The sequence below is a fragment of the Agrobacterium sp. 22094 genome, from assembly GCF_052046015.1.
GTDB classification, from domain to species: Bacteria; Pseudomonadota; Alphaproteobacteria; order Rhizobiales; family Rhizobiaceae; genus Agrobacterium; species Agrobacterium cavarae.
On the sequence record NZ_JBQEPX010000001.1, the window covers coordinates 473,606 to 499,827 of the forward strand.

Genomic DNA, 26,222 nt, shown 5'->3' on the forward strand with positions numbered 1-26,222 from the left:
AGCGCACTCCCTCAAGCTGCCCGTGCACTTACTTCAGGTCAAACATCATGCTGATCAAGCAGAGCGACTATCATCGCATCTATCGCGTCATCAACAGCCTGCTTCTCAACGAGAACGCCGATCCCGCCACGGCATCGATGTATTTCAGCACATTTGGTGCCTTCATTCTGGAGCACCACTACAAGGTGAAGGCGAAGCCGAAGGGTGGGTTGGCGGCCTATAATCTTGGCGGCATGATGCTGCTGTTTGCCGATCACCGCGAAGACGGCCATGTGACGGGTGCTGGCGAGAACTTCCATTGCTGGGTGGAGGCAGATGGCTGGGCGATCGATTTCATGGCGCCGGCTTTTCCGCAAGCGGCAGACGGCCTCTCGGTTCCGCCGAAGATGTTCCAGAAGCCTTTGTCATCCATGGCCTCTTCCATCAACGACCTGGCCCAGTCGGGCGACTTCTTCTTCAAGCATGAGGCAGAGGCCATGGCGCAGCGCTTCGCCGATTGGCGCAAGCATGGAATGATAGGCGATCTCGCTTCGATTGCCGCCGGCTGGTTTCGCAAGTCTCCCAAGCAGATGCAAAGCGAGATTTCCGTCAACGACAGCAATGGCAAGAGCCGCACGATCCCGCTCGCAGGCAATATGCTGAACGGCGCTTGGTGATCTAAAGCATGCGCGCAAACGCGTGCAGCGGTTTTGCGATAAGTGGACGGCCTGCGTAACCTCGCGGCAGCCGCCTGACGTCAATCAGCAGCCCGACCCCGTTCTAAAGATAACGGCAGTCGCGTCCTGACGCCTTCTGCCAGCAATGGGCTCGTGCGTCCACTGAAAATGCAGGCAATTTGCCTGTAATCCGTTCACATCGCATGGGCGGCGCAGAAGCCGGGAAGGCCGCTGGTGGCGGCAGAGGTCACGTTGTCGAGAAACTGGCGGGACGCCTTTTCCCAGGAATAGTTGCGGGAGACGGCAAGGGCTGCTTCCGGGGAGCAATCGAGCGCGGCAAGGCAGGCCTGGCGCAAATCCGAGCTAAGCGCACCCGCCTTCGGATGTCCGCCGAGAATATCAAGCGGACCGGTCACCGGGAACGCTGCGACCGGTACGCCGCTTGAGAGTGCTTCCAGAATGGTGTTGCCGAAGGTGTCTGTCTTGGAGGGGAAGACAAAGACGTCGGCCTGCGCATAGGCCTTTGCCAGCTCTTCGCCGGTCTTCACGCCGGTGAAGAGCACATCGGGATGTTTCTGCTGAAGCTCGGCGCGGGCAGGGCCGTCACCGACAACGACCTTTGAGCCCGGCAGATCGAGATCGAGAAACTCCGGCAGGTTCTTTTCCACCGAAACGCGGCCAATGGTCATGAAGATCGGGCGGGGGAGGCCGAAGGGGCGCTCTTCCTTTTGTCTGGGGCGGAAGAGCTTGGCGTCGATGCCGCGGCTCCAGCGTTTGAGGTTTTTCACGCCCTTGGATTGGAGTTCCGTCTCTAGGCTTGGCGTTGCCACCATGCAGGCGCTCCCGCCATTGTGGAACCAGCGAACGAAACCGTAGAGCCAGCTTTCCGGCACGGGGAAGCGTGCCGCCACATATTCGGGAAAACGCGTGTGGTAGCTGGTGGAAAAGCCCATGCCGTGCTTGATGCACCAGCGGCGCGCCATGAAGCCGAGCGGGCCTTCCGTTGCAATATGCACATAGGATGGCTGGCTCTTCTCGATTTCCTTCGAAACCCGGCGATAGCTGGCGACGGAAAGGCGAATTTCCGGATAGGTGGGGCAGGGAATGGAGTGGAAGCTCTGCGGCGTCACCATCCGGACCTCGACGCCCATGCGTTCAAGCTCGACATTGGTGTTCTCGATGGAGCGCACCACGCCGTTGACCTGCGGATGCCATGCATCCGTGACGATGGTAATTCTGGTCATGCCGTGCCGACCCTCGCCGCTTGCGACTCTCCGGTGATCCACCGGCCTTCGCGTGTATGCGACAGGCGTGTTACAGCATCATGTCAGCGGATTTAAAGCGGATGATGAAGTTTGAGATCCGCTCCTCACGCGTCAAATCCTTGTCTTTTCGGATGTCGTTATCGCAAAATCGCTCCACGCGTTTGCGCGACGTCCTTCAGGCCTTCGGAAGCAGGTCCGGGCTGATCAGCGCGCCGTGGTGGCCGATGACGGTGGCAGCAGCCTTGGCGGCGAAAGTGGCCGCCTCCTCAGGTGTGCTGCCAGTGACGAAGCGGGACAGGAAGGCGCCGTTGAAGCTGTCTCCGGCACTCGTCGTATCCACCACCTTCACGGCCTGCTCGGCGGGCGCATGGCTGCGTTCACCACCGAAATCGAGCGTTGCGCCCTTGGCACCATCTTTCACCACGATATTGGCAACGCCGAGCGCGCGATAGCGCGCAATGGTCGCCTCAACATCCGTGTCACCAAAGTTACCAGCCTCGTCGTCGAAGCTTGGCATGACGAGCGTGGCAGCGCGCGCTCCATTGGTGATCGTCTCCAGCATGATCTCGCGGTTGGCCCAAAGGCGCGGGCGGATATTGGGATCGAACACGACCTGCTTGCCGGACGCCTTGGCGCGGCGCAGTTCGGAGAGGAAAGTGTCCACCGCAATCGGGGTGGCGAGAATGGCAAGGGTGATGCCGGAGAAATAGACGATGTCGGCCGCGTCGATAGTCTCTCGCAGATGATCGGCGTCAGCCGCCAGCTGGCGGGCGGCAGAGGTGCTGCGCCAATAGCTGAAGGTGCGCTCACCGTCATTCAGATTGATGAGGTAGAGGCCAGGCGTGCCGTCCGAAATTCGGGAGATATGCTGCGTACCGATGCCTGCGCCCTCGATGAAGGACAGCATCTCCTGCGACAGCGGATCGTCGCCCAGCGCGGTGAAATAGTCCACCGACCAGTCCTGCGGCAGGCAGGCGCGTGCATACCAGGCGGTGTTCAGCGTGTCTCCGGCAAAGCCCTTGCGCAGCAGGCCGTCACCGGCTTGCGAAAGCTCCACCATGCATTCGCCGATCGAAAGAAACCGTCCACCCACTGCACTCTCCTCCTGTCGTGACGCTTCGCCATTACGACGCCGTGGGCCGGCTTGCAAGGGCGGCGAAAGCCGATTGCGGGTCTCTTCTCACATTCGACAAGCATTGGCCGTTTACGGATCAATCCGGGCTTTATATGGTTGGGCAGCTTCACTTTGGAGATCGTTCATGCCGCAAGCCTCGTCTACCACCGGACACAGAGTTCACGATGCAGACTGGTGGAGGGGAGCGGTCATATATCAGGTCTATCCGCGCTCGTTTCAGGATACGACGGGGGATGGTTTCGGCGATCTGGCGGGGATTACCAAGCATCTGCCCTATATCCATGCGCTTGGTGTGGATGGCATCTGGCTCTCGCCCTTCTTCACCTCGCCCATGGCGGATATGGGCTACGACGTTTCCGATTACTGCAATGTCGACCCGCTGTTCGGGACGCTTGCAGATTTCGATGAACTGATCACTGAGGCGCACAAGCTCGGCATAAAAGTCATCATCGACCAGGTGATCTCGCACACATCCGATCAGCATCCCTGGTTCAAGGAAAGCCGGACAAGCCGCACCAATGCGAAGGCGGACTGGTATGTCTGGGCAAACCCGAAGCCGGATGGCACGGCGCCTACCAATTGGCTCTCGGTCTTTGGCGGTCCGGCCTGGGAATGGGATGGCGTGCGCAAACAATATTACATGCACAACTTCCTCGGCTCGCAACCGGATCTCAATTTTCATAATCCGGACGTTCAGGACGCCCTTCTGGACACCGTCAGGTTCTGGCTGGAGCGGGGTGTCGACGGCTTCCGGCTGGATACGGTCAACTACTACTTCCACGACAAGCTGTTGCGCGATAACCCGCCACATGAGCCGGATAGCGACGATGCCGGCCTCGATGCGCCGGACGTCAATCCCTACGGCATGCAGAGCCATCTCTACGACAAGACGCAGGTGGAGAACCTCGCCTTCCTCAAGCGATTCCGCGCTCTGCTGGATGAATATGAAGGACGCATGACGGTGGGCGAGGTGGGCGATGGTGCGCGCTCACTCAAAACCGTTGCCGCCTATACGGCGGATAACGACAAGCTCAACATGTGCTACACCTTCGACCTGTTGGGGCCGGATTTCACCGCCAGCCATATTCGCGGTGCCGTCGATGGCTTCCAGAAAGCCGTGACCGATGGCTGGGTCTGCTGGGCTTTTTCCAACCACGACGTTGTTCGTCATCTCAGCCGCTTTGCCGAAAGTGTGGAAGAGCAGATCCGCGTGGCAAAGCTTGCCATCTGCGTGCTCGCATCCCTGCGCGGCTCGATCTGCCTTTATCAGGGTGAAGAGCTGGCGCTGACGGAGGCGGATCTTGCCTTCGAGGATCTGCGCGATCCTTACGGCATTCGCTTCTGGCCGGCTTTCAAAGGCCGCGACGGGTGCCGCACGCCGATGGTATGGGAGACGGGCAAGCCGCATGCCGGCTTCACCACCGCCGAAAAGCCGTGGCTGCCAGTTCCTTACGCCCATGCCATGCTGGCGGCGGATGGGCAGGAGCGGAAATCGGACTCGGTTCTCAATCATTACAAGGCGATGCTGGCCTTCCGTCGCAGCCATGCGGGCCTGCGCGATGGCGACATGACGTTCCTCGATACGAATCAGGATTTGCTCGTCTTTACGCGTGAGAAAAACGGCGAGAGCCTGCTCTTCGTCTTCAACCTGACGCGTCAGCCAGCCGATTTTCGCCTGCCGCCAGAGTTTCGCGTCGTCGAGCATCTGGCAATGCCCGGGTTTGAGCCGGCCTTCGATATCGATACGGTGAAGCTGGAGCCACTGGATGCGTTCTGCGCGCGGATCGAGCGGTCGTAATCGGTTAGATCACGGACATGCGGCCTCAGAGGAGGCCCTTCGTCATTTCGGTGTCGAGGCTGAGAATGAAGCGGCGCAGCAATGTCCTGTCGAACTGGCCCTCGCGATCCATCATCCAGGACAGAGCCTGCTGTGAGGACCAGCCCTTCTTATAGGAACGGGCGGATGTGAGGGCGTCGAACACATCACAGATCGTGCTCATGCGCACTTCCGGGCTGATCTGCGCGCCGGAGAGGCCTTGCGGATAGCCTCTGCCATCGATCCGCTCATGATGGTATCGACAGATATCCAGCACCAGTTCCGGCATATCCGATTGTTTTTGCAGAATCTTGTAGCCAAGCTCGGGATGTTGCTCGACATATAATCGCTCTTCGGCGGTGAGCGGCCCCTGCTTGTGCAGAACCTCCCGCGGGATGGAAAGCTTGCCGACGTCGTGCAGGATTCCGGCAACGCAGAGCTGCTGGACTACGGCTTCATCCATTTCCAGCGATCGGGCAAAATGCGTGAGCAGCGCCGCGACGGACAGCGAATGGACGAAGGTTGCGGTATCGCGTGACCGAAGGCGCGAGATCCCGATGTAAAGACCGGGGTTCTCGTCCATTGCCCGGCCGATATCGTCCGCAAGTGGCGCAAATGCATCGATGGCGATATCGCGACCGTCAAACACACCCTCGATGAGGCTTTTCGCTTCATCGGCCTGCGCGCTTATCTTTTGTGCGACGCGGCTCTTGTCTTCCTTGCTGGCAGTCCTGATCGTTTTCGGCACCGCACCGTCAACACCAGCGTCCGGGGCATTCGTGCCGAGCGCAGTGTTGATAAAAACACCGCTGATCTCACCATTCACGATGGCGGAGAGTTGCTTGGCGTTCTTCACCGTGAAACGGCGGCCAACAGCAGGGTCATCCTGCCAGGGGCCTTCTATGCCCTCGACAAACATGCCGATCTTGACTTGCTTTTTGTCGATGCGTTTGATGACCAAAGATTTCCTCCAGGTCGCCGGTCATTGAACGATCATCATATATACTTCCTCAGGCCTTAATTTACTATGATTTTGGCACGCGCGGGAAATAGAATTAGACTATTTACTTATGATTGTCTCCGCGAGCAGGCACGTGTTCATCCTTCAGCCGTGATGAGCTTGAAAAGATCGACATCCACCAGGCCCTTATCGGAAATCTTCAGGTGAGGTATGACGGGAAGAGGCAGAAACGCCACCTGAAGGAAGGGTTCTTCCAGTGTCGTGCCCAGCGCATAGGCCGCTTGGCGCAGGGCGTGCAACGTGTCGCGCACGCTCTCATAAGGCTCCAGGCTCATCAGACCGGCAACGGGGAGGGCGATCTCGCCGGTGATCCTGCCGTTTTCCGCCACGACGAAGCCGCCCTTGATCTCTCCGAGACGATTGGCAGCGAGCGCCATGTCATCTTCGCTGACGCCCACGACGCAGATATTGTGGCTGTCATGGCCGACGGTGGAGGCGATGGCGCCTTTCTTCAGGCCGAAGCCCTGAACGAAGCCGTTGGCGTGATTGCCGTTCTTGCCGTGCCGCTCGATGACGGCCACCTTGATGATGTCGTTGTCGAGATCGACGCTCGTCTGGTTGCCGTCGCTTGGCAACTTGTAGCGGCGATGTTCGGTGATGATTTTGCCCGGCAATACGCCGAGAACGGACGTCTTGCCTTCCGTTACCGGCACGCCAAAATGGGCGGCGAGCACCCGCCTTGCCTTGACGCTGTCGAGACCGACCGGATCAACCGATTTGCGGGTGGCGAAAAGCGCGTCCGTGACGCGTCTGCCTGCGGAGAAGACCATGGAGGCCTTGCAGTTCTGCAGCGCGTCGATCACCACCAGATCGGCGCGCCAGCCGGGTGCCACGAGACCACGATCGCGCAAGCCGAAGGCTTTGGCTGCCGAAATCGATGCGGCGCGGTAGACGGCCAGCGGCTGAACGCCGTTGGCGATGGCAGTGCGGATCATGTAGTCCAGATGACCCTGTTCGGCGATATCGAGGGGATTGCGGTCATCGGTGCAGAGCGCCAGATAGGGCGACAGGCGCTCGGTGATGATCGGCATCAGCGCGTGCAGGTCTTTCGATACCGACCCTTCGCGGACCAGGATATGCACGCCCTTGCGGATCTTTTCGAGCGCTTCCTTGGCGCTTGTGCATTCATGCTCGGTGCGGATGCCGGTCGACAGATAGCCGTTGAGCCCGGTGCCGGACAGAAGCGGCGCGTGGCCGTCGATATGCTGGCCTCGAAACGCTTCGAGTTTCGCCATGCAGATCGGATCCTTATGGATCACGCCGGGGAAATTCATGAATTCCGCAAGACCGATGACCTGTGGATGATCGCGGAAGGGCAGGAGCTTTTCGATCGGCAGATCCGCGCCAGCGGTTTCCAGATGGGTGGCGGGCACGCAGGAGGAAAGCTGCACGCGGATATCCATGATGGTCTCGAGCGAGGAATCCAGGAAGAACTGGATACCCTCCGCGCCGAGCACATTGGCGATTTCATGCGGATCGCAGATCACGGTCGTCACACCATAGGGCAGGACGCAACGGTCGAATTCGTGCGGCGTGACCAGCGAAGATTCGATGTGAAGATGGGTGTCGATGAAGCCCGGCACGACGATCTGGCCGGAGATGTCGATCTCCTCGACGCCGTGATAGGTCTCGCAGGTGCCAACGATCGTATCGCCGCAGATTGCAATATCGGACGCAACCAGTTCACCCGTGACCAGATCGAAGAAGCGTCCGCCCTTCAGAACGATATCCGCCTTCTCCCGTCCGGTTCCCTGGTCGATCTTGCGTTCGAGTTTCGATACCACGCGTCACCTCATTTCGATTCTGTGCCTTGCGACAATTAAGCCTGGAAAGCGCTATTCATGCAAAAAGAAAACCGGGCGCGTTGAGCGCGCCCGGTTCGATCAGCTTGTCTTTCGGTTGCGGTCACCATCCTCGCGCTCGATCAGCGGAGGAGGGCGCAGCACCTTATTCGGCCGAAACGATCTTGCCGCCCTGCCACTTGTAGAGCGAGAAGGCCTGCGAGGTCAGGTCACCTGTTTCGCCATAGGTCAGCTTGCCGATGGCTGTCGGGATCGGCTCGCCGCCCTTCAGCGCCGTGGCAACCGCTTCGGAATCCTCAGCAGAGCCAGCCTTTTCGATGCCGGCTTTGAGAACTTCCACGGCGGCATAGGCATTCAGGGTGAAGGCTTCGGCCGGAATGTTGGCGGCCTTCAACGCTTCAGCGGCTGCCTTGGAGTCCGCGCTCTTCGTTGCATCAGCAGCATTGGTGAAGATGGTGCCATCTGCCGCAGTGCCACCGATATTGGCGAATTCGGAGTTGGAAAGGCCATCACCGGCAATCACGGTTGCCTTCGCGCCGATGTCGTGCAGCTGGCGTACCAGAAGACCGGCTTCCGGATGGTAACCGCCGAAATAGACGACGTCGACGCCCTCGGACTTGAGACGGGCTGTCAGCGCGCTCAGATCCTTTTCGCCCGGTGTCAGCGCGTCATACATGACTTCCGTCACGCCGCCGGCATTCAATGTCTTCTTGAAGGCGTCGGCAAGGCCCTTACCGTAAGCGCCCTTGTCGTGGATGATGGCGATCTGACGGTCCTTCAGCTGTGCCAGCACGAATTTCGCAGCCACTTCTGCCTGCTGGTCGTCACGACCGCAGGTGCGGAAGATGTTTGTCAGGCCGCGATTGGTGAGGTCCGGTGCCGTTGCTGTGGGTGTGACCATGACGACGCCGTTTTCAGCGAAAACGTCGGAGGCCGGAATGGCAACGCCGGACGTGACCGGGCCGACGACGAATTTGATGCCGTCTGCAACCAGCTGGTTGGCGGCGGAAACGCCCTGCTTGGGTTCGCCGGCATCATCGGCAAGCTTCAGCACGACCTTCTCGCCGAGAATGCCGCCATTCTTGTTGATGACATCGACGGCAGTCTGCGCGCCGTTCTTCACTTGGTCGCCATAAGCGGCAACCGGACCCGTGAGCGGCGCCACGAGACCGATGACGATCTCGGCATGCGCTGCGGGTGCAAAGGCCACGGAGGCGGCAAGCGCCAGGCCGGTCAAAATCTTGATTTTCATTCATTTCTCCTTGGGTTGGGCGCATCGCCCGATTCGGCCCGATACCGGCAACGTGCTCGCTGATACGAGGCGCCGTTCGTCAGGCAAAGGAGTGCCGTTTCACATTTGAATTCCGTACCCCAGTCTTGCTTTGTGACAAGGCGATGGCGATTTAGCAAGTCGTGTTTGATCTGGAAGCGGCGCGTGGACGTAAAAGCCCTTGTAAAAGCTATGTGATCGCCGCCACAGTAGACAGGCGATGTTTGGTCTATGACAGCGCGATAAAGACTGGCTTTTCCATCAGGCGGGGAGGATATTATGACGATGCTATCGTCCGATGAAGAATTTCTGTCCCACCTGCCTGTCTTCCGGCATTTCGAAGATGTCGCTGAGCCGGAACTCTATCGTCCGCTTCCCGACGGCTGGGCGCTGGCGCTTGCCGACATCGTCGATTCCACCGATGCCATTGCGCAAGGCCGGTACAAGTCCGTCAATATGGCGGGTGCTGGCGTCATTTCCGGCATCCTCAACGCCTTGGACCGCCATGATCTGCCCTTTGTTTTCGGCGGCGATGGTGCGGCTGTCGCCGTGCCGCCGCAGGCGATCGAAGCATCGCGCGCGGCGCTCTCGAAAGTCCGGCGGTGGGTGAGCGAGGATCTTGGCCTGACGCTGCGTGCAGCACTCGTGCCATTGACGGAGATCAGGGCCAATGGGCTGGATGTGCGCGTGGCGCGGTTTCAGGCGAGCGATGACGTGTCCTATGCGATGTTCTCCGGTGGCGGCAACAACTGGGCCGACATGCAGATGAAGGGCGGGCACTATCTTGTCGACGAGGCGGGGGCAGGCGACAGGCCTGATCTTTCCGGCCTGTCGTGCCGGTGGAATCCCATACAGGCGCGCTATGGTGCGGTGGTGTCGATCATCGCCACCCCGCGTCCGGGCGGAGACATGGCGGCCTTCCGTCGGCTGGTTGCCGATATCGTCACACTTGCGAATGAGGACGGTCGCGAAGGCCACCCCGTGCCTGTCGAGGGGCCGGCACTCGGTTTCATTCGTGAGGGGCTGGTGATGGAGGCCAAAGCGCTGTCCGGTCTCGGCGATCGTGTGTCGCAGTTTCGCAAAGGCTGTTGGGTGGCGTTCCAGACCGTTCTGATCACGGTGCTCTACTGGTTGCGAAAGCCGGTGGGGCGCTTCGACCCTGTTCAGTACAAGACGACAGTCGCGAGCAATACGGACTTTCGTAAGTTTGACGACGGGCTGAAGATGACGATCGATGTGGATGCAGACCGGCTTTCCCGCATCAAGGCGCGGCTGGAAGGTGCGGAGCGTGACGGTGTCTGCTTTTATGGATTGCATGAGCAGGATGCGGCCCTGATGACCTGCGTCGTTCCGTCACCACTGTCACGCGATCACATGCATTTTGTCGATGGGGCTGCCGGTGGCTATGCGCGTGCCGCGCAGATGCTGAAAGAGCGTTCGGCATCATCGGTCTGAACGGTCGAGGTGCCTGTGTGGCGTGAGCCCTAAAGACTCATCTGGAGCGGCGCGCACCCCGCTTCCAGGCTTTTAAAGCGCGTCGCGATCTCTCAGATTCGCCCCTCGCGCTTTAGGTATTAGTTTTGTCGCGGGTCGGTATCGCAAAACCGCTGAACAGTTTTGCTTTGACCATGCTTTAAAGCGCCGCGCGGCCATTGGGCGCACAAAGACGCTTTACCTTTTTGATCGTGCTTTGCGAAGATCGAGCCCGATGTTCGGGCCGATGCTGTCGATCAGGCAGCGGACTTGCTGTCGCTCTGCGCGCAGTAAATTTCTTCCAGCGATGCCAGGATCTTCTTCACCGAGTCCGACGTGCTGGAATAGTAGATCGTCTGTGCATCGCGGCGCGTCTTGACGAGGCGTTGTGCACGAAGCTTGGAGAGATGCTGAGACAAGGCCGACTGGCTAAGGCCAACCTGGGTAGCTAGAACGCCGACCGGAACTTCACCCTCAACCAAGCTGCAAAGAATCATCAGCCTTTTGGGGTTAGCCATTGCCGACAGAAGCCCTGCCGCTGCATTAGCCTGTTCTGATAAGGTCTGCGTTGTCATTTCCAGTCTCCTAATTCGAAGCCGCCCCTAGGCTTTCTTGTCCGGCAACGAATTGCCCCATGCGTCAAGTTTTACCAACATGGTCGCGAGACTGTATATACCTAAATCTAAGGTAAAGGCCACGCTTTATTAGAAGTGTCGTAATTTAGACACTCATTATCTCGCAAGGCTGTTTTGGAGTATTATTTTCTGCTAAAAATCGTAAGTAACGCGAAAGGAGAAATGATTAATGTCAAATCCGGTCAAAAATAATATTTTTTTATTCTTCTTATTTTTGACAGCTGTAGTCATATTTTGATCTCAAATCTCGGCATGTCCCAAATCTAGTAGTGTGTGCGTTGCGGGGTGAGGAAAAGAAAGCAGCGCAGGCCTGTCGGGCCTACGCTGCTTCGGATGCTGTGGTATTGAAAAGATCCCGTTCTTTGGAATCAGACCGCCCTTGGCTGGTTCTCCTCCAGCCAGGCAGAATCTAGACGTTGCGGTGACGCGTCAGTCCCCGGACGATGTCTTCCGAAGTGATGGTGCCAATGACCGCACCCTGTTCGACGACGCCGATCGTGCCGGGCTGTCTTGCCATGGCATCGAGAATGTCGATCAAGGGCAGGGAAGGGCGAGCCGTGGCCACGACCGGGCTGTTGCCGTTGTCGACTGCCACGCCGCGCCGCATCACGTCGGCGGCGGTCAGCATGGAAATCGGGTTCATGTTCTGCACGAAATCCGCAACATACTGGGTGGCGGGGTTACGCACGATCTCCTGAGGCGTGCCGCACTGGATGATGCGTCCACCTTCCATCATGGCGATGCGATTGCCGATGCGGAAGGCCTCGTCCAGATCGTGGCTGACGAAGAGGATCGTTTTCTTCAGCCTGCTTTGAAACTCCAGCAGCTCTTCCTGAAGTCGGCTGCGGATCAGCGGGTCGAGGGCTGAGAACGGCTCGTCCATCAACAGGATCGGCGCGCCGGTCGCAAAGGCGCGGGCAAGACCCACACGCTGCTGCATGCCGCCGGAAAGCTCGCCCACCTTGCGCTCGGCCCAGTCGGAGAGATTGACGAGTTCGAGCTGTTCGGCAACGCGCTTCTTGCGCTCGGCCTCCCGCACGCCGGAAAGCTCCAGCCCGAAGCCGACATTGTCGGCAACATTGCGCCAGGGCAGGAGTCCGAACTGCTGAAAGACCATGGATACGGTGCGGGAGCGAAGGTCGCGCAGCGCCTTGGACGATGCCCGATAGGGATCGACATAGCCCGTATCGGTCTTGACGCTGACACTGCCGCGCACCACCGGGGCAAGGCGGTTGACGGCGCGCAGCAGCGTGGATTTGCCGGAGCCCGACAGCCCCATGAGGACGAGGATTTCGCCCTCCTTGACCGAGAGCGAGGCATTGGCCACGCCAAGCACCAGACCGGTCTCTTTGTTGATTTCGCTGCGGGTCCGCTCCGCATCGATCAGCGGAAGCGCAAGGTGAGGATTGTCGCCGAAGACGATATCGACGTTTCCGAAGATGATCGCGTCACTCATACTTCATCCTCCGAGCCTGGCAGGCGAAAGAGCCGGTCAAGAATGATCGCCACGATGACGATACAGAGACCCGCTTCGAAACCCATGGCGATGTTGACCGTATTCAGCGCGCGAACCACCGGCACGCCAAGGCCGTTGGCGCCGACAAGGGCGGAGATCACCACCATGGAAAGCGATAGCATGATGGTCTGTGTCAGCCCCGCCATGATCTGCGGCATGGCAAAGGGGAGTTCCACCTTGCGCAGCACCTGGGAAGGCGTGGCGCCGAAGGCGACGGCGGCTTCCACCAGCGCCGGCGGCGTGGAAATGATACCAAGTCGCGTGAGACGGATGGGAGCGGGGACGGAGAAGATCACTGTTGCGATCAGGCCCGGCACCATCCCGAGACCGAAGAGCACCAGTGCCGGGATCAGATAGACGAAGGTCGGGATCGTCTGCATCAAATCCAGAACGGGACGCATGAAGCTGTAGACCCATTTGCGCCGTGCCGCGAGAATGCCGAGCGGGACGCCGATCAGCATACAGACGGAGCTTGCCGCGATCACGAGCGCCAGCGTTTCGGTGGTCGCTTTCCAATATCCGAGATTGATGATGAGAAGCAGGCCAAGGGCTGTGAAGAGCGGCATTCCGATGGAGCGTCGCATCCAGGCGGAGAGCGCGGTCAAAAGCGCCACGATGATGAGAGGGTGGGGCGCCTGTAGCAGGTAGAGGATAGCGTCGATAACGCTTCCGAAAATAAAGGCTAACCAATCAAAAAAGAAAGAAAGATTTGTGGTCAGCCAGTCGACTGCCTCTTTGGCGTAACGACCGACCGGTAAACGATTTTGGGGTGCACTGAGCCATTCCACGGTAAGATTTTGCCTTTCGTGAACGGGGTCATCTATTCGGCTGCCGACGCTTGAAAGGTCGGAAGCCGGGCGTAGCAGGCGGGTAACCGGCCCTTACAGGCCGATATTCTTCTTGGCTGCAGCCAGCGCGTCGCCGCTGCCGTCCTTGGTCTTGACACCTGCGAGCCATGGCTCGATGGCGCTCGGGTTCGCCTTCAGCCATGCGGCGGCTGCGGCTTCGCCTTCCATGCCGTCATTCAAGATCTTGCCCATGATCTCGTTTTCCATGGGAAGGGAGAATTGCAGGTTCTTGATGAAGGTGCCGACATTCGGGCATTCGTCGAGGTAACCCTTGCGGACATTGGTGTAGATCGTCGCGCCGCCGAGGTTCGGACCGAAGACGTCGTCGCCGCCTGTCAGATAGGTGAGCTTGAAATTGGAGTTCATCGGGTGGGGTTCCCAACCGAGAAACACGATGGGCTCGCCAGCCTTATCGGCACGCGCCACCTGCGCCAGCATGCCCTGTTCGGAGGATTCCACCACCTGGAAGTCCTTCAGGCCGAAAGTGTCCTTTTCGACCATGCCGAGAATCAGGCGGTTGCCGTCATTGCCGGGCTCGATGCCGTAAATCTTGCCGCCAAGCTGGTCGCTGTGGGCTGCGATATCCTTGAAGTCCTTGATGCCGAGTTCGGCACCCTTGGCATTGGTCGCAAGCGTATATTTTGCACCCGTCAAGTTTTCGCGCACCGTCTCGACCGACTTGTCTTCGCGGTAAGGTTTGATATCGCCTTCCATCGTCGGCATCCAGTTGCCGAGGAAGACGTCGATGTCCTTGTTTTTCAACGACGTATAGGTCACCGGAACGGAGAGGATTTTCACGTCGGTGTCGTAGCCGAGGCTTTTCAGAATGACGGAAGCCGTGGCGGTCGTCGCGGTGATATCGGTCCAGCCGACATCAGAGAAGCGGACGGTTCCGCAGCTTGCCGGTTCGGCAGCCTGGGCGCTGGTGGAAAAGACGGCGATTGCTGAAATTGCCGCGGCAAGAGCCAGACAGCGACGTTGATGTGCAAGCATTGCTTACTCCTTTTTTTGTTCCCTTATCATTATCAATATCCGCCAATCACAATCAACTCATGCGCATTTGCGTGAGCGGCGGTGTTGTTTGCGACATTGTACACTATCAGCCGCCACGAACAGAATTTCTATTCGAATCGGGTTTTGACCGTAAAGCTGTGACTTTCGTTCGGACACCCTTCCTTCCGCGGGTCCTGCGGGGCAAAAGAGCCTGAAACCTGATTCTTTCGTTGTCGTTTGTCTTTTCGGGATAACCGGTTTCCACTTATCTCCGCCAGACTTTAGAGGGCATGATGGCCAAGCTCTATTTCAATTACTCCGCAATGAATGCTGGAAAGTCCACCATGCTCCTGCAGGCGTCCTACAATTATCAGGAGCGCGGAATGCGGACCCTGATCTTCACCGCCGCCTTCGACAACCGGGCCGGTGTGGGAAAGGTGGCCTCGCGCATCGGCCTGTCGTCGGATGCGATGATCTTTGAGGACAGCACGGATATTTTCGCCGAGGTGGCGCGCTTGCATGGCGAGGAGCCGGTCGCCTGCGTCTTCATCGACGAGGCGAATTTTCTTTCCGAACATCATGTCTGGCAGCTCGCCATGATTGCCGACAGGCTGAACATTCCGGTGATGACCTATGGTCTGCGGACGGATTTTCAGGGCAAGCTTTTTCCCGCTTCCAAGGAGCTTCTCGCGATTGCCGACGAGCTTCGGGAAATCCGCACCATCTGCCATTGCGGGCGCAAGGCAACGATGGTGGCGCGCTTCGATGAAAGCGGCAAGGTGGTGAAGGAGGGCGCGCAGATCGATGTGGGGGGCAATGAGAAATACGTCTCCTTCTGCCGCCGCCACTGGGTGGAGGCCGTTCAAGACACCTGAGCCGCGCGTTCTGCTCCGTTTGATTTTGGTCAAAGAAGGCAGGTGCGTGGGGGAGTAGGACCTGGCGTGGAAAGACCGCATCCGGCGGTTCCACTTCAGGAGTAAGCGCAATGCAAAGTCACGTTCTTCGTCTTTTTACAGCCGCCGCCATTGCCGGCTTCTTCACCTTTCCCGCCGCTGCCGCCGAAATCGAGATCAAGATGCTGAACAAGGGCGCAGATGGGCAGGCCATGGTGTTCGAGCCCGCAGCCGTGAAAGCAAATGTGGGCGATGTCATCACCTTCGTTCCGGTCGACAAGGGCCACGATGCCGCTTCGATCAAGGAGCTGGTGCCGGAGGGTGTGGCGGAAGCCAAGGGCAAGATGAACGAGGCGCTGAAGGTGACCGTCGACAAAGAGGGCGCTTACGTCTTCAAGTGCACGCCGCATTTCGGCATGGGCATGGTAGCGCTTGTGGTCGTTGGCGATCAGCCTGCCAACCTCGATGCGGTGAAGGCCGGAAAGATGCCCAAGAAGGCGCGTGAGAGACTGGATGCGGAACTGGCAAAGCTCAATCTGTAAGCGTCCCTTCCTTCAAGCTCTCGCATTGAGATGAGGCCGTTCGTGGATATATGAAACGAGCGGCCTTATGCGTGTCGCGATCTTTCGGATTTTCTCCCCGCTTCGGCTCTTGTTTTGTCGCATGTCGTTATCGCAAAACCGCTGCACAGTTTTGCGCGACATGCTTAAGTGCCCCATCGATTCGGGAGAGAGAACCTGCCATGGCGAAGACGCCGCCCCTTGAGAGCGAGATTGAAAAGGCCAAGGCGGCGGTCAGCGACACGCACGCAGCCGAGGTCAGCCTGCTCCAACTGTTCTCGACACTCTTTGGCGCAGATGACGCGGATGCGAAGGCGCAGCTCAGTCATGAGCGCGAGCGTCAAGCGCTCGATTCCCTCCTTGCACGCTATGATGAAGTTGAGAAGACACTCGCCAATCTCACGCTCTATCTTTCCGGTGACATCGAAAAATGTTTCGAGCGTTTTGACGCCGCCAGCGAACGGACGCGTTACGAGAATTTCGTCGCCTTCTTCTCGCGCAACAGGGCGACGAAGCTTCAGGCCGAACGGGTAAAGACGTTTGCGATTGCCGGGACCTTGAAGCGGCTGCTGTTTCTTTCGGATGATGTGGCCGTGCTTCTGGCGAGCGAGAAAGCTGCCGCTTCGGAGCTTTACGAAAGATGCGAAGCGCCGCTGACTGCGATGATGGAAAAGCGCCGCCAGTCGGCAGCCGAGATCGAGGCTGGGCGTCAGCGGCTGAAAGAGATCAACGCGTCGCTCGCAACCGTGCAATGGAAGCTCGGCAGTGTGACGGATGACAAGCGCCGCGCTTCACTGGAAGCCGAACGGGAAAGTCTGTCGCTTGAACTGGAAGAGCAGGAAAAATCCTATCAGGTTTTGAGAACCCGCCACCAGCGTCTGGAAGACCAGATTCAGCTGCAGGAATCGCTGTCGCAAAGCGCGACCCAGCGGCTTTCGGCACATGCCATGCTCTACAACATGCTGTCGCTTGCGATGGAGCGCGCCATCCAACTCTATGGCGCCGTGACCATGACGCTTGACGGGCTGATGCGGGACATTGAAAAACACACGTCGCCACATCCCCATCTTCTCGATCTTCTCAGGATCCACGCGCACAACGCCATCACGCTCGATGATATCGACAAGCGCAAGGCCCCCGTCAGCGAGGCCTTTGTCCGCCGCTACAGAATAGAACGATCCCGTATCGTGGCGATTGAAGGTGCTGCGCGGTAAAAAGATACCTTTGCTGCGTTGTATCCATCGCGCGCGCACCTATCTGAGAACGAAGCTGTACTCGCAGAGGAGTGGGCCGTTGACTGACAATCGAGAGAGGTGAGTATGCTTGATTCCGTTTCGGCGTTCTTCAGACGTGTTTTCAGCGCGCTTGGACGAGGCCTGTCGGTTCTTGGTGCGGCGCTGATCTGGCCGTTCCGCGCGCGGCAAGGATCTGCCGGCGCGCGGGCATGGATGGTGCAGGCACCGCTTGCCGTCGGTCTCGTGCTCATCTTCGGTCTCTATGGCTACTTCATCTGGCAAACCCAGGTCTGGACGAACTTCAATCCGGATTACGTCAACGACTACAAGCTTTCGACCCGCACCGTCGGAGCAGGGCAGGAACTGCCTGCCACGCCTGCGACAGTGCCTCAAGCGCAAACAGAGGCGCAGCCAACGACCGAGGGAGCCGCAACCGCGCCAGCCCCGGTTGCCGCAGCTGCCGTTGCCCGCAGTTGCCAGCCATCCGCCACCGTCGATGTTGCGGCAGGGCTTATCGATTTCAATGTCGATCAGAATGCCTGGATTTCTTCCATGCTGCTCTACAAGCTTGGCCTCTTCGGCGTCGATTGGGACAGTACGCCGTTTCTGGACAACAAGGCCTCCTTCCAGCGCGGCGTGAACCAAGCCGTTCGCCGTACCGCGGTGGAGCTTGTCGATACGCTTGGTCGTGTGCGCGGAACGTCCGGCATCAACAACGACCTGCAAAATGCCCGTGGCAATCTGCAATATGACGAGTATTCCTGGTATTTCGGTCTGAGCCCCTTCGGCCCGAAGACCCCGACGCCAAGCTACTACCGCTCGGCCGCAGACAGTCTGCGCAAGTTCAACACCAGTCTAGCTCAATGTACTTCGGTCTTCGATACGCGTGCGGACAACCTCATCCAGTTCATCGATCGCATCGCCAACGATATTGGCGGCACCTCCGCGATCCTTCGCGAGCGTTCCGAGAATTACAATGGCGGCTGGTTCGATACGCGTGCCGACGATCGCTTCTGGTTCGCTTATGGCCAGCTTTACGGCTATTACGGCATTCTCTCAGCCGCTGGCGCGGATTTCCAGCAGGTCATTCGCGAGCGCAATGTGACAAGCTTGTGGAACGATACATTGGCGCAGACGCGGGCAGCCCTTCGCATTCAGCCCTTCATCATCTCCAATGGCGATGAAAGCGGGTGGATCATGCCATCGCATCTGGCGACCATGGGCTTCTATGTGCTGAGGGTTCGCTCCAACCTTGTGGAGTTGCGTTCCGTGCTGGACCGCTAAGCGCAGGTGCTTAGCCAGCGCTCCGACTGGATAGCGGAGCGCTTGAGCCGGCCCTGAAACTCCTGAGTGGTTGTGCAGCTGGCACGCTCCGTCAAGCGGAGACGTAAAGCGTCAGGAGCGAACCGCGACGTCGCGCGGCGCTTCGATCATGATCAACTGATCACTTTCAGTCGAATGGCCTTGGCGACGAGCTGGGTCCGGTTGACGCAATCCAGCTTTTTGATCGCATTGTTCAAATAGGCGTTGATCGTGTGGTCGGACAGCGAAAGGATTTGTCCGATCTCGGAGGAGGTCTTTCCGTGAGACGTCCAACGGATGACTTCGATCTCGCGCTTCGTCAGCGTTTTCGGCGCCACCAGTTCCGCCTTGCGAATACGATCGTAAACGTCGAAGGCATGGATGGCGACAATGCCCAGCTCATTGAGCACATTCTGACTGGGCTTTGGCGAATCTCCTTCGAAACGCAGAACGTATCGACGGCCGTTGAGACAGTTGATGGGCGCGATCACGCCACTGACGAGGCCGTATTGTACCATCAAATTCTTCAACTCCGCGCTATAGGGCGGCACGGGAATGTCGTCTTCGAAGCACCAATATTGCGGCATCGATGAATTGGCAATTTTTGCCAGGATGGGGCAATCCGGCAGTTTGCGATGCTGATCGACGCTACGAATGAAGTTGACCGGGACAGTCGTTTCAAGCACCACGGGGGCCAGAAGGTCGTCGCCCTGGGTCGGCACCTTCATCAGCGTGGTGTGGGTGAAGCCGAATGTTTTGGTGAGACGGGAAACGGTCTGCAGCCACTCAGGACGACTTTGGGAGGCCACTATCTCCTGACTGAATACAGACTGCCGTTCCAGTGTTGTCATGGTGATTACATTCGATAAGGTTTATATGTTAACATCAAGAAATATACGAACGGCAACAAATTTCCACCCCTAATTTCCAATAGTCCCAACTTTGGTTAGCACGGTGTTTTTCTAATCGTTTGAATATCTTGATTATTGGAGCGGTTGGACGCAGGACTTTCAAAGTCGCGGGGTTTGCTCCGCGACCGGGCTTCCGTCTTGTGCCTGTCAAAGCGTGCCGCATGTCGCGCAAAACTGCTGCACACTTTGCGCGACATGCTTTGGATTGACGAGATCAAAGATCGAGATCGGCCTTGCCGGGCTTCGGCTTGTTCATCAGCTTTTCCAGGAAACCCAACATCACGGCAGACATGACGAAGGCGAGGTGGATGATGGTGAACCACATCAGCTTGCTGTCGGAATACTGGTTGGCGTTCAAGAAGATCTGCAACAAATGGATCGAGGAGATGGCCACGATTGAGGAGGCGACCTTGATCTTGAGACTGCCGGCGTCGAGCTTTCCGAGGAACGACACCTCATCGTCGGCTTCATCAAAGCGGCTGACGAAGTTCTCATAGCCGGAGATCATCACCATCACGATGAGGCTTGCCACCAGCGCCGCGTCAATCAAGGCCAGCATGGCGAGAATCATGTCCGCATCCGTGTAGACGAAGACGTTCTGGGCGATCTTCAGAAACTTCAGTGCGAAGGAAAAAGCGTAGACGGCCAGTGCTGCCACGAGTCCGAAATAGAAGACCACGAGGATCCAGCGGCTTGAGAGAATGATTCGTTCAATAATGAGTTCAAGTGATTTCATGTCAGCGGGGCGCCCTTGGCTCGCGTTGAGATAATGTGCGTATTCGTAAAGCGGTGATTTAAGCGGACGAAACCGATCTTCAAGACCATAGCATGCTGCACATTCTGTTTATCACGGGATGTTTTACGGTGGACCGAGCATGAGGTTGCCGCACGTTCGGCGTCACAATTTTGCAACAATATGGTCCTCGCTAAATGATGACTGTTATAATCATATTTATTATGTTGACTCACATAATCATGTTTTCTAATTCTCCCCCAGCGGCTCAGCCGTCACATTTCAGCACATATCCGTCGAGCTAGCCTGAGGCTGTAGCGCGCACCGTCGCGCTTGCCTCTTGCTGTTCGACATCAGGGGGTCATCATGCTTATCCGCGGTTCTCAATCCGCCTTGTTCGTCTGCACGGCGCTGGCGCTTGTGCTCAATAGCGTTGGCGCAGAGGCGCAGACCGTGTCTCCGCAGGACGGACAAGAGCCCACGGTGCTGAAACGCATTACCATCAAGGGCGCGCGCGTTGCGTCGGGTAACCCGGCGGCGAATGCAGCGTCCGATACGCCGCTTGCGAGCGTGACGACGGCAGACGAGATCCGCAAGAAGGACATCAGCAATCTGCGCGATCTCGGCAATACGACGGAGCCTGGTGTGGATTTCACCGAGAGCAAGCCAGGCAAAGTGGGCGGGCTTTTCATCCGCGGTCTCGGTGGTCCACGCATCGTCACGCTGCTTGACGGAATCCCGGTTTCCTCCTTCGGCAACCTCGTGCGTGCGGGTGCGTCATCGCCAACGACGGGCTTGAGCGACGGCGCAAACACGTTCGACTTTGCAGCGCTCTCGACTGTCGATGTTGTGCGCGGCGCGGATTCGAGCCGCATCGGTCCAGGTGCCATGGGCGGCGCGCTGGTGTTGAGAACGCTCGAACCGGAAGACCTGATAGACCCAGAAAAGGGCTGGGGCGGCGTGGCGAAGCTTGGCTATGACAGCTCCGACAAGAGTCTCGATGGTTCGCTGGCGGTTGCGAAAAAGATCGAGAACACCTCGGTGTTGTTCCAAGGCGCTTACAAGAAGGGTCATGAGCGCGACAACCTCGGCAAGCAAGACATTGACGGCTTCCAGCGGACCGCGCCAAACCCTGCCGATTTCGATCAGAAAAATGTCATGGCCAAGGTCCGTCAGGATCTTGCTGGTGGGCATCGCATCGGTGTGACCGCAGAGCGCTATGATCTCGATACCGATTTCGACCTGAGAACAATGCAGAGCCCCACAGTCGTTATATCCGGTGGGCGTCCTGCTACAACCTATCTGCCCGGTCAGGGCTGGGGTGAGGAAAACACCCACCGCGACCGCGTATCTTTCGATTATAGCTACGAGGCGGAGAGCGAAGACTCCGTTATCGACGCGGCCAATGCAACGATCTTCTGGCAAAAGCTGACCAAAGAAGCTGGATCGGATGGCCTGCGCACCAGCGATTCCGCTCGGTACATGAGACACAACAGGGTGGAGGAAAACTCCTACGGTCTGACGGGCAACGCCATCTCGCGTTTCGATGCCGGCTCTCTCGACCACGAAATTCGCTTTGGCGGCACGCTGCAGTTTTTCCAGACCGAACAATATCTGGCAGGTCTGCCCGCAAGCGCTGCCGTCAACAAGCCAGATATGCCGGATGTGGATGGCAAGAAGCTTGGCATCTATCTCGATGATCGTATCGGTTTTGGCGATAGCGGTTTTGCTTTGACCCCGGGCGTGCGCTTCGATTGGTATGATTATGATCCGCAGACGACGGCCGGTTACAACGGCGCATTGACACCAAAGAGCGGTACGCGCCTCTCGCCGAAAGTGTTGGCGACATATCAAGTCACGCCTGAAACCGAGCTTTTCGCGCAATGGTCGATGACATATCGCGCGCCGACGATCGATGAGTATTACATCTACTTCCCGAACACGGGCTACGAGGTTCGCGGCAATCCGGACCTGAAGCCAGAGACCGGGCAAGGGTTCGAAGTCGGTGCGAATTATGAGAGCGGCGATCTTTCTGGAAAAGTCACCGTATTCCATAACCGCTACTCGAACTTCATCGAGGACTACACCGTCTCACAGGCGCCGCTCGTCATGTCATGGCGCAATGTCGATAAGGCGCAGATTTCTGGTATCGAGCTAAAAACCCGCAAGGAGTTTGCAAACGGGCTTTTCCTCAACGGCTCTATTGCCTACGCCTATGGACGAAACAGCACTGATAAATCCTATCTACGATCCGTTGCGCCGTTCAAGGCGGTGGCAGGCGTCGGCTATGATCAGGATATTTGGGGCGTCGAATTGTCCGGCATCTTCTCAGCACCAATGCCCAACGATAACAATCCCAACACGTTCGATGCGCCGGGCTACGGCATCGCCAACCTGACGGGCTGGTGGGAGCCGGAACAGTTGAACGGCCTTCGCATCCAGGCTGGCGTCTACAATATTTTCGACAAGAAATATTGGAACGCCGTTGCCGCTCGCGACGTCAACCCGACGGCACAATCCAGCGGCAATCAGCCGGTCGATTTCTACACCGAGGCGGGAAGGTCGTTTAAGGTCTCTCTGACCAAGACGTTCTAATGCGGTTTTTCTGGATCGATATGGTGGCGCGGAAGCGCCACCGTTTCAACTGAACTACGCCGCGGTTTTCACCGGCAATACAAATACCCGCCCTTCCGCTCCAGCACATCCAGATGGAGATGGTCCTGATGGGTCGCGTCGCTTCCAGGCGACAGGACGGTGCGGAAGAACAGGCAGGCGGCGGTGGTGATGGTGCGTTGGAAGGCGCCTTCCATGGTGCCGTCCTCGGTGCGCGGTTTCATCACCATGGGCTCGCCCTTGTCGAAGGTCATGGTCGCAATGTCGACGGCGTTGCCCTTGGCATGTTCCGACATCTTGCCTGTCGCCGCGCTGTTGCGATTGCGGCAGATATAGGTGGAGGCATTGCCAAAGGCCGTGACCTGACGGTCGGGCATGGCGATCTTGGCGGTGGGGATGACCACGTCCTTTGTCCAGCGGGAAAGCGCAAGCGCTGCCTCGCAGCGCATCGTTCCCTTCGGCTCGAGTTTGATGCCGGGCAGAACCGCGGAGACCTCAAGGGGTGAAGCGATGCCGCAGCCGTCTTCTTCGCCCTTGATCGGCTCGATCTCCTTAAACTCGGCGCCGAGCTCTTTCAGTTGCGACAGGCAGGCTCTCAGCTCTTCCGGGTTCTCTTGCATCACCGGTTCGGGCGCGGGCTCTTCTGCTTTCTTCTCTTCAGCGGGCTTTTCCTCGGCCGGCTTTGCATCGCCGGGCTTGCCTTGTTCGGCTTTGTCGGCGTCTGGCTTTTCATCCGCAGACTTCTTCTGCTCCGGCGTGTTGCTTTCGCTCGGTGACGCATCTTGGGGCTCTGGCGTCTGAGGTTTTTCCTGCGGCTTAGGCACCGTGTTCTCTGGTGGTGGCGAGACCTGCTCGGACGCCTTCTCGTTCTTTTCCGGCGAGGTCGCCTGTTCAGGCGTTTCCTGCTGTGGCTTTGCTTCCGGAACGGGTACCTGTTTTGGCGGTTCGGATGCGGCAATCAGCAGCGATGCCGCTGACAGAATGAAGAAACGATGAAGCATGTCGGTCTGTCGCCCCCTGTCGCGCAGATGGTTGCGCGAAAGCCAGAACGCGCCAATGGGCGATACGGTTCAGGAACGGCCCGCAAATCCGCTTGCCAAGCGGGTTTATTGCCGCTAACAATTTCGCCCATGAACACAACATCGAAGAACATTGCGATCTGGTGGTGGGGCAGCTGAGGCGGCCTTGACCAGTCATGTTCACACGACACGTCCAAGCCGCCCGAAATTTCAGGCGGCTTTTTTGTTATTCTGCCGCCGGTCATCATCGGGTCTAAAAACGGGAACTGCAGGTAAAATGGTTACAATCACTCAGGATGACGGTTCGGAAATTTACGAGACCAAGGGCGGCATCAAGGTCTCACGCAAGCGTCGCGAAGCCGATTATGCCAGCGCGATCGACAGCTACGTCGATGGTCTCGACTCCCGTCGCGGCGCGGTCTTCTCGTCCAATTATGAATATCCTGGCCGCTACACGCGCTGGGATACCGCCATCATCGATCCTCCGCTTGGCATTTCCTCTTTCGGCCGCAAGATGTGGATCGAAGCCTATAACGGCCGCGGCGAAGTCCTGCTTTCCTTCATCGCAGAGAAGCTGAAAGCAACGCCAGATCTGACGCTTGGTGCGTTGACCGCCCGCCGTCTCGATCTGACGGTCAACGAGCCGGACCGCGTCTTTACCGAGGAAGAGCGCTCCAAGATCCCGACCGTTTTCACGCCGCTTCGTGCCATTGTCGACCTGTTCTATTCCAGCGCGGACTCAGCCATCGGGCTTTTCGGCGCCTTCGGTTACGATCTCGCCTTCCAGTTCGATGCCATCAAGCTCTCGCTGCAACGACCGGAAGACCAGCGCGACATGGTGCTCTTCCTGCCGGATGAAATTCTGGTGGTGGATCACTATTCCGCCAAGGCCTGGATCGACCGCTACGACTTCGAGAAGGCCGGGCTGACGACCGAAGGCAAGTCGGAAGAGACCACGGCCGAGCCATTCAAGACCACCGATACGATCCCGCCGCGTGGCGACCATCATCCTGGTGAATATTCCGAACTGGTCATCAAGGCGAAAGAGAGCTTCCGCCGTGGCGACCTCTTCGAAGTGGTGCCCGGCCAAAAGTTCATGGAGCGCTGCGACAGCAATCCATCGGCGATTTCCCGTCGCTTGAAGGCGATCAACCCGTCGCCCTATTCCTTCTTCATCAATCTTGGACATCAGGAATATCTGGTCGGTGCATCGCCGGAAATGTTCGTGCGCGTCTCCGGTCGCCGCATCGAGACCTGCCCGATTTCGGGCACCATCAAGCGCGGCGACGATCCGATTGCCGATAGCGAGCAGATCCTCAAGCTGTTGAATTCGAAGAAGGACGAGTCCGAACTGACCATGTGCTCGGACGTCGACCGCAACGACAAGAGCCGTGTGTGCGAACCGGGCTCCGTCAAGGTCATCGGCCGTCGCCAGATCGAGATGTATTCGCGCCTCATTCACACGGTGGACCATATCGAGGGACGTCTGCGCGACGACATGGATGCATTTGACGGCTTCCTCAGCCACGCCTGGGCCGTAACGGTGACGGGGGCGCCAAAGCTTTGGGCGATGCGCTTCATCGAAAACCATGAAAAGAGCCCGCGTGCATGGTATGGTGGCGCCATCGGCATGGTTGGCTTCAATGGCGACATGAATACGGGACTGACGCTGCGCACCATCCGCATCAAGGATGGCATTGCGGAAGTGCGGGCAGGGGCGACGCTGCTCAACGATTCCATTCCACAGGAAGAAGAAGCGGAAACCGAACTGAAGGCATCGGCCATGATTGCAGCCATTCGCGATGCAAAAGCCCAGAATTCGACCATCGGCAAGCGCGATGCCGCCAAGGTCGGAACGGGCGTCAAGATCCTGCTGGTCGATCACGAAGACAGTTTCGTGCATACGCTGGCGAATTACTTCCGCCAGACGGGTGCGACGGTCTCGACCGTTCGCACACCGGTGCCGGCGGAAATCTTCGATCGTTTCCAGCCGGATCTCGTGGTTCTCTCACCCGGACCGGGCAACCCCGGCGATTTCGATTGCAAGGCGACGATCAAGGCTGCCCGTGCGCGTGAGTTGCCGATCTTCGGCGTCTGCCTCGGGCTTCAGGCGCTGGCCGAAGCCTATGGCGGCGAGCTTCGCCAACTGGCGATCCCGATGCACGGCAAGCCCTCGCGCATCCGCGTTCTGGAGCCGGGTCTCGTCTTTTCCGGTCTGGGCCGCGAAGTCACCGTCGGTCGTTACCACTCGATCTTTGCCGACCCGGCCACGCTTCACCGCGATTTCATGATCACGGCGGAAAGCGAAGACGGCACGATCATGGGCATCGAGCACACCAAGGAGCCGGTGGCAGCGGTGCAGTTCCACCCGGAATCGATCATGACGCTTGGCGGCGATGCCGGTATGCGGATGATCGAGAATGTGGTGACGCATCTGGTGCGCAAGGCGAAGACCAAGGCGGCGTGATCATTTGAAATCTTTTGGCGGCGACTTTAGGCGCCGCCATTTCTCCTGATCGCGTGAGC

The 26,222-nt window shown here is 58.3% G+C and carries 21 protein-coding genes; 9 read left to right on the top strand and 12 right to left on the bottom strand.

Annotated elements, in window-relative coordinates; all coding sequences use genetic code 11:
- The first annotated feature begins 47 nt into the window (after nt 1–47).
- The gene (locus ACTJK5_RS02310) at nt 48–656 is read left to right on the top strand and encodes a DUF2026 family protein (protein WP_440611753.1); all 609 of its coding nucleotides are present in this window, start codon (nt 48–50) and stop codon (nt 654–656) included.
- Between the two features lie 194 nt (nt 657–850).
- Here the strand turns inward: ACTJK5_RS02310 and ACTJK5_RS02315 are convergent, their stop codons facing one another.
- Nucleotides 851–1,900: a bifunctional monoglucosyl/glucuronosyl diacylglycerol synthase gene (locus ACTJK5_RS02315; RefSeq protein WP_335322220.1), complete on the bottom strand. Its 1,050-nt coding sequence runs from the start codon at nt 1,898–1,900 to the stop codon at nt 851–853.
- A 196-nt stretch (nt 1,901–2,096) separates the two neighbouring features.
- A complete protein-coding gene (locus tag ACTJK5_RS02320; RefSeq protein WP_335322221.1) occupies nt 2,097–3,014 on the bottom strand; it encodes a sugar kinase in 918 nt (305 codons plus the stop codon).
- 166 nt (nt 3,015–3,180) lie between these two features.
- Here ACTJK5_RS02320 and bglA point away from each other — a divergent pair, with 166 nt between their 5' ends.
- Entirely contained in the window at nt 3,181–4,854 is a 1,674-nt protein-coding gene (bglA, locus tag ACTJK5_RS02325) for a beta-galactosidase BglA (RefSeq protein WP_335322222.1), read from the top strand.
- Nucleotides 4,855–4,879: 25 nt separating this feature from the next.
- Here bglA and ACTJK5_RS02330 read toward each other — a convergent pair whose 3' ends face one another.
- From ACTJK5_RS02330 to ACTJK5_RS02340, 3 genes are all read right to left on the bottom strand, one after another.
- On the bottom strand, nt 4,880–5,833 hold the full coding sequence (locus ACTJK5_RS02330) for an HD-GYP domain-containing protein (RefSeq protein WP_335322223.1): 954 nt from the start codon (nt 5,831–5,833) through the stop codon (nt 4,880–4,882).
- 137 nt (nt 5,834–5,970) lie between these two features.
- Nucleotides 5,971–7,677 (bottom strand): adenine deaminase, encoded by a 1,707-nt coding sequence (gene ade / locus ACTJK5_RS02335; RefSeq protein WP_440611754.1) that lies wholly within the window; start codon nt 7,675–7,677, stop codon nt 5,971–5,973.
- Nucleotides 7,678–7,840: 163 nt separating this feature from the next.
- Nucleotides 7,841–8,947: a branched-chain amino acid ABC transporter substrate-binding protein gene (locus ACTJK5_RS02340; protein ID WP_062426333.1), complete on the bottom strand. Its 1,107-nt coding sequence runs from the start codon at nt 8,945–8,947 to the stop codon at nt 7,841–7,843.
- A gap of 303 nt (nt 8,948–9,250) precedes the next feature.
- Here ACTJK5_RS02340 and ACTJK5_RS02345 point away from each other — a divergent pair, with 303 nt between their 5' ends.
- Nucleotides 9,251–10,420 (top strand): DUF3095 domain-containing protein, encoded by a 1,170-nt coding sequence (locus tag ACTJK5_RS02345; protein WP_113261670.1) that lies wholly within the window; start codon nt 9,251–9,253, stop codon nt 10,418–10,420.
- A gap of 275 nt (nt 10,421–10,695) precedes the next feature.
- Here ACTJK5_RS02345 and ACTJK5_RS02350 read toward each other — a convergent pair whose 3' ends face one another.
- The 4 genes from ACTJK5_RS02350 to ACTJK5_RS02365 form a co-directional block, all read right to left on the bottom strand.
- Nucleotides 10,696–11,013 carry an ArsR/SmtB family transcription factor gene (locus tag ACTJK5_RS02350; RefSeq protein WP_113226667.1) on the bottom strand — a complete coding sequence of 106 codons (318 nt, stop codon included), beginning with the start codon at nt 11,011–11,013 and terminating at the stop codon, nt 10,696–10,698.
- 469 nt (nt 11,014–11,482) lie between these two features.
- Nucleotides 11,483–12,529 carry a choline ABC transporter ATP-binding protein gene (choV, locus tag ACTJK5_RS02355; protein WP_113261580.1) on the bottom strand — a complete coding sequence of 349 codons (1,047 nt, stop codon included), beginning with the start codon at nt 12,527–12,529 and terminating at the stop codon, nt 11,483–11,485.
- Nucleotides 12,526–13,413 carry a choline ABC transporter permease subunit gene (gene choW / locus ACTJK5_RS02360; protein ID WP_312929894.1) on the bottom strand — a complete coding sequence of 296 codons (888 nt, stop codon included), beginning with the start codon at nt 13,411–13,413 and terminating at the stop codon, nt 12,526–12,528. The genes choV and choW overlap by 4 nt, the downstream gene beginning before the upstream one ends.
- Nucleotides 13,414–13,470: 57 nt before the next feature.
- The gene (locus ACTJK5_RS02365; protein ID WP_113261579.1) at nt 13,471–14,430 is read right to left on the bottom strand and encodes a choline ABC transporter substrate-binding protein; all 960 of its coding nucleotides are present in this window, start codon (nt 14,428–14,430) and stop codon (nt 13,471–13,473) included.
- Nucleotides 14,431–14,723: 293 nt separating this feature from the next.
- On the opposite strand from ACTJK5_RS02365, the gene ACTJK5_RS02370 reads away from it, so the two are divergent.
- From ACTJK5_RS02370 to ACTJK5_RS02385, 4 genes are all read left to right on the top strand, one after another.
- Complete coding sequence (locus ACTJK5_RS02370) at nt 14,724–15,305, top strand: thymidine kinase (RefSeq protein ID WP_111850454.1); 582 nt, start codon at nt 14,724–14,726, stop codon at nt 15,303–15,305.
- 110 nt (nt 15,306–15,415) lie between these two features.
- The gene (locus ACTJK5_RS02375) at nt 15,416–15,865 is read left to right on the top strand and encodes a pseudoazurin (protein WP_335322227.1); all 450 of its coding nucleotides are present in this window, start codon (nt 15,416–15,418) and stop codon (nt 15,863–15,865) included.
- 200 nt (nt 15,866–16,065) lie between these two features.
- Nucleotides 16,066–17,097: a hypothetical protein gene (locus ACTJK5_RS02380; RefSeq protein WP_335322228.1), complete on the top strand. Its 1,032-nt coding sequence runs from the start codon at nt 16,066–16,068 to the stop codon at nt 17,095–17,097.
- Between the two features lie 105 nt (nt 17,098–17,202).
- Nucleotides 17,203–18,402 carry a DUF2333 family protein gene (locus ACTJK5_RS02385; protein ID WP_312808541.1) on the top strand — a complete coding sequence of 400 codons (1,200 nt, stop codon included), beginning with the start codon at nt 17,203–17,205 and terminating at the stop codon, nt 18,400–18,402.
- A gap of 152 nt (nt 18,403–18,554) precedes the next feature.
- Here the strand turns inward: ACTJK5_RS02385 and ACTJK5_RS02390 are convergent, their stop codons facing one another.
- Nucleotides 18,555–19,271, bottom strand: a complete 717-nt coding sequence (locus tag ACTJK5_RS02390) for a helix-turn-helix transcriptional regulator (protein WP_082447309.1) — start codon at nt 19,269–19,271, stop codon at nt 18,555–18,557.
- Nucleotides 19,272–19,545: 274 nt separating this feature from the next.
- The gene (locus ACTJK5_RS02395) at nt 19,546–20,067 is read right to left on the bottom strand and encodes a TIGR00645 family protein (RefSeq protein WP_335322229.1); all 522 of its coding nucleotides are present in this window, start codon (nt 20,065–20,067) and stop codon (nt 19,546–19,548) included.
- Between the two features lie 363 nt (nt 20,068–20,430).
- On the opposite strand from ACTJK5_RS02395, the gene ACTJK5_RS02400 reads away from it, so the two are divergent.
- The gene (locus ACTJK5_RS02400) at nt 20,431–22,659 is read left to right on the top strand and encodes a TonB-dependent hemoglobin/transferrin/lactoferrin family receptor (RefSeq protein ID WP_440611755.1); all 2,229 of its coding nucleotides are present in this window, start codon (nt 20,431–20,433) and stop codon (nt 22,657–22,659) included.
- Between the two features lie 68 nt (nt 22,660–22,727).
- Here ACTJK5_RS02400 and ACTJK5_RS02405 read toward each other — a convergent pair whose 3' ends face one another.
- The gene (locus tag ACTJK5_RS02405) at nt 22,728–23,678 is read right to left on the bottom strand and encodes an extensin family protein (RefSeq protein ID WP_440611756.1); all 951 of its coding nucleotides are present in this window, start codon (nt 23,676–23,678) and stop codon (nt 22,728–22,730) included.
- Nucleotides 23,679–23,973: 295 nt separating this feature from the next.
- Between ACTJK5_RS02405 and ACTJK5_RS02410 the strand changes: the two genes are divergently transcribed.
- Complete coding sequence (locus ACTJK5_RS02410; protein ID WP_440611757.1) at nt 23,974–26,163, top strand: anthranilate synthase; 2,190 nt, start codon at nt 23,974–23,976, stop codon at nt 26,161–26,163.
- Nucleotides 26,164–26,222: the final 59 nt, after the last annotated feature.

Coding starts and splice junctions, on each gene's coding strand:
- ACTJK5_RS02365 (WP_113261579.1), bottom strand. CDS start 14,430: ATGCTTGCACATCAACGTCGCTGTCTGGCTCTTGCCGCGGCAATTTCA.
- ACTJK5_RS02375 (WP_335322227.1), top strand. CDS start 15,416: ATGCAAAGTCACGTTCTTCGTCTTTTTACAGCCGCCGCCATTGCCGGC.
- ACTJK5_RS02385 (WP_312808541.1), top strand. CDS start 17,203: ATGCTTGATTCCGTTTCGGCGTTCTTCAGACGTGTTTTCAGCGCGCTT.
- ACTJK5_RS02310 (WP_440611753.1), top strand. CDS start 48: ATGCTGATCAAGCAGAGCGACTATCATCGCATCTATCGCGTCATCAAC.
- ACTJK5_RS02400 (WP_440611755.1), top strand. CDS start 20,431: ATGCTTATCCGCGGTTCTCAATCCGCCTTGTTCGTCTGCACGGCGCTG.
- bglA (WP_335322222.1), top strand. CDS start 3,181: ATGCCGCAAGCCTCGTCTACCACCGGACACAGAGTTCACGATGCAGAC.
- ACTJK5_RS02370 (WP_111850454.1), top strand. CDS start 14,724: ATGGCCAAGCTCTATTTCAATTACTCCGCAATGAATGCTGGAAAGTCC.
- ACTJK5_RS02345 (WP_113261670.1), top strand. CDS start 9,251: ATGCTATCGTCCGATGAAGAATTTCTGTCCCACCTGCCTGTCTTCCGG.
- choV (WP_113261580.1), bottom strand. CDS start 12,529: ATGAGTGACGCGATCATCTTCGGAAACGTCGATATCGTCTTCGGCGAC.
- ACTJK5_RS02340 (WP_062426333.1), bottom strand. CDS start 8,947: ATGAAAATCAAGATTTTGACCGGCCTGGCGCTTGCCGCCTCCGTGGCC.
- ACTJK5_RS02390 (WP_082447309.1), bottom strand. CDS start 19,271: ATGACAACACTGGAACGGCAGTCTGTATTCAGTCAGGAGATAGTGGCC.
- ACTJK5_RS02405 (WP_440611756.1), bottom strand. CDS start 23,678: ATGCTTCATCGTTTCTTCATTCTGTCAGCGGCATCGCTGCTGATTGCC.
- ACTJK5_RS02410 (WP_440611757.1), top strand. CDS start 23,974: ATGGTTACAATCACTCAGGATGACGGTTCGGAAATTTACGAGACCAAG.
- ACTJK5_RS02395 (WP_335322229.1), bottom strand. CDS start 20,067: ATGAAATCACTTGAACTCATTATTGAACGAATCATTCTCTCAAGCCGC.
- ACTJK5_RS02315 (WP_335322220.1), bottom strand. CDS start 1,900: ATGACCAGAATTACCATCGTCACGGATGCATGGCATCCGCAGGTCAAC.
- ACTJK5_RS02380 (WP_335322228.1), top strand. CDS start 16,066: ATGGCGAAGACGCCGCCCCTTGAGAGCGAGATTGAAAAGGCCAAGGCG.
- ACTJK5_RS02350 (WP_113226667.1), bottom strand. CDS start 11,013: ATGACAACGCAGACCTTATCAGAACAGGCTAATGCAGCGGCAGGGCTT.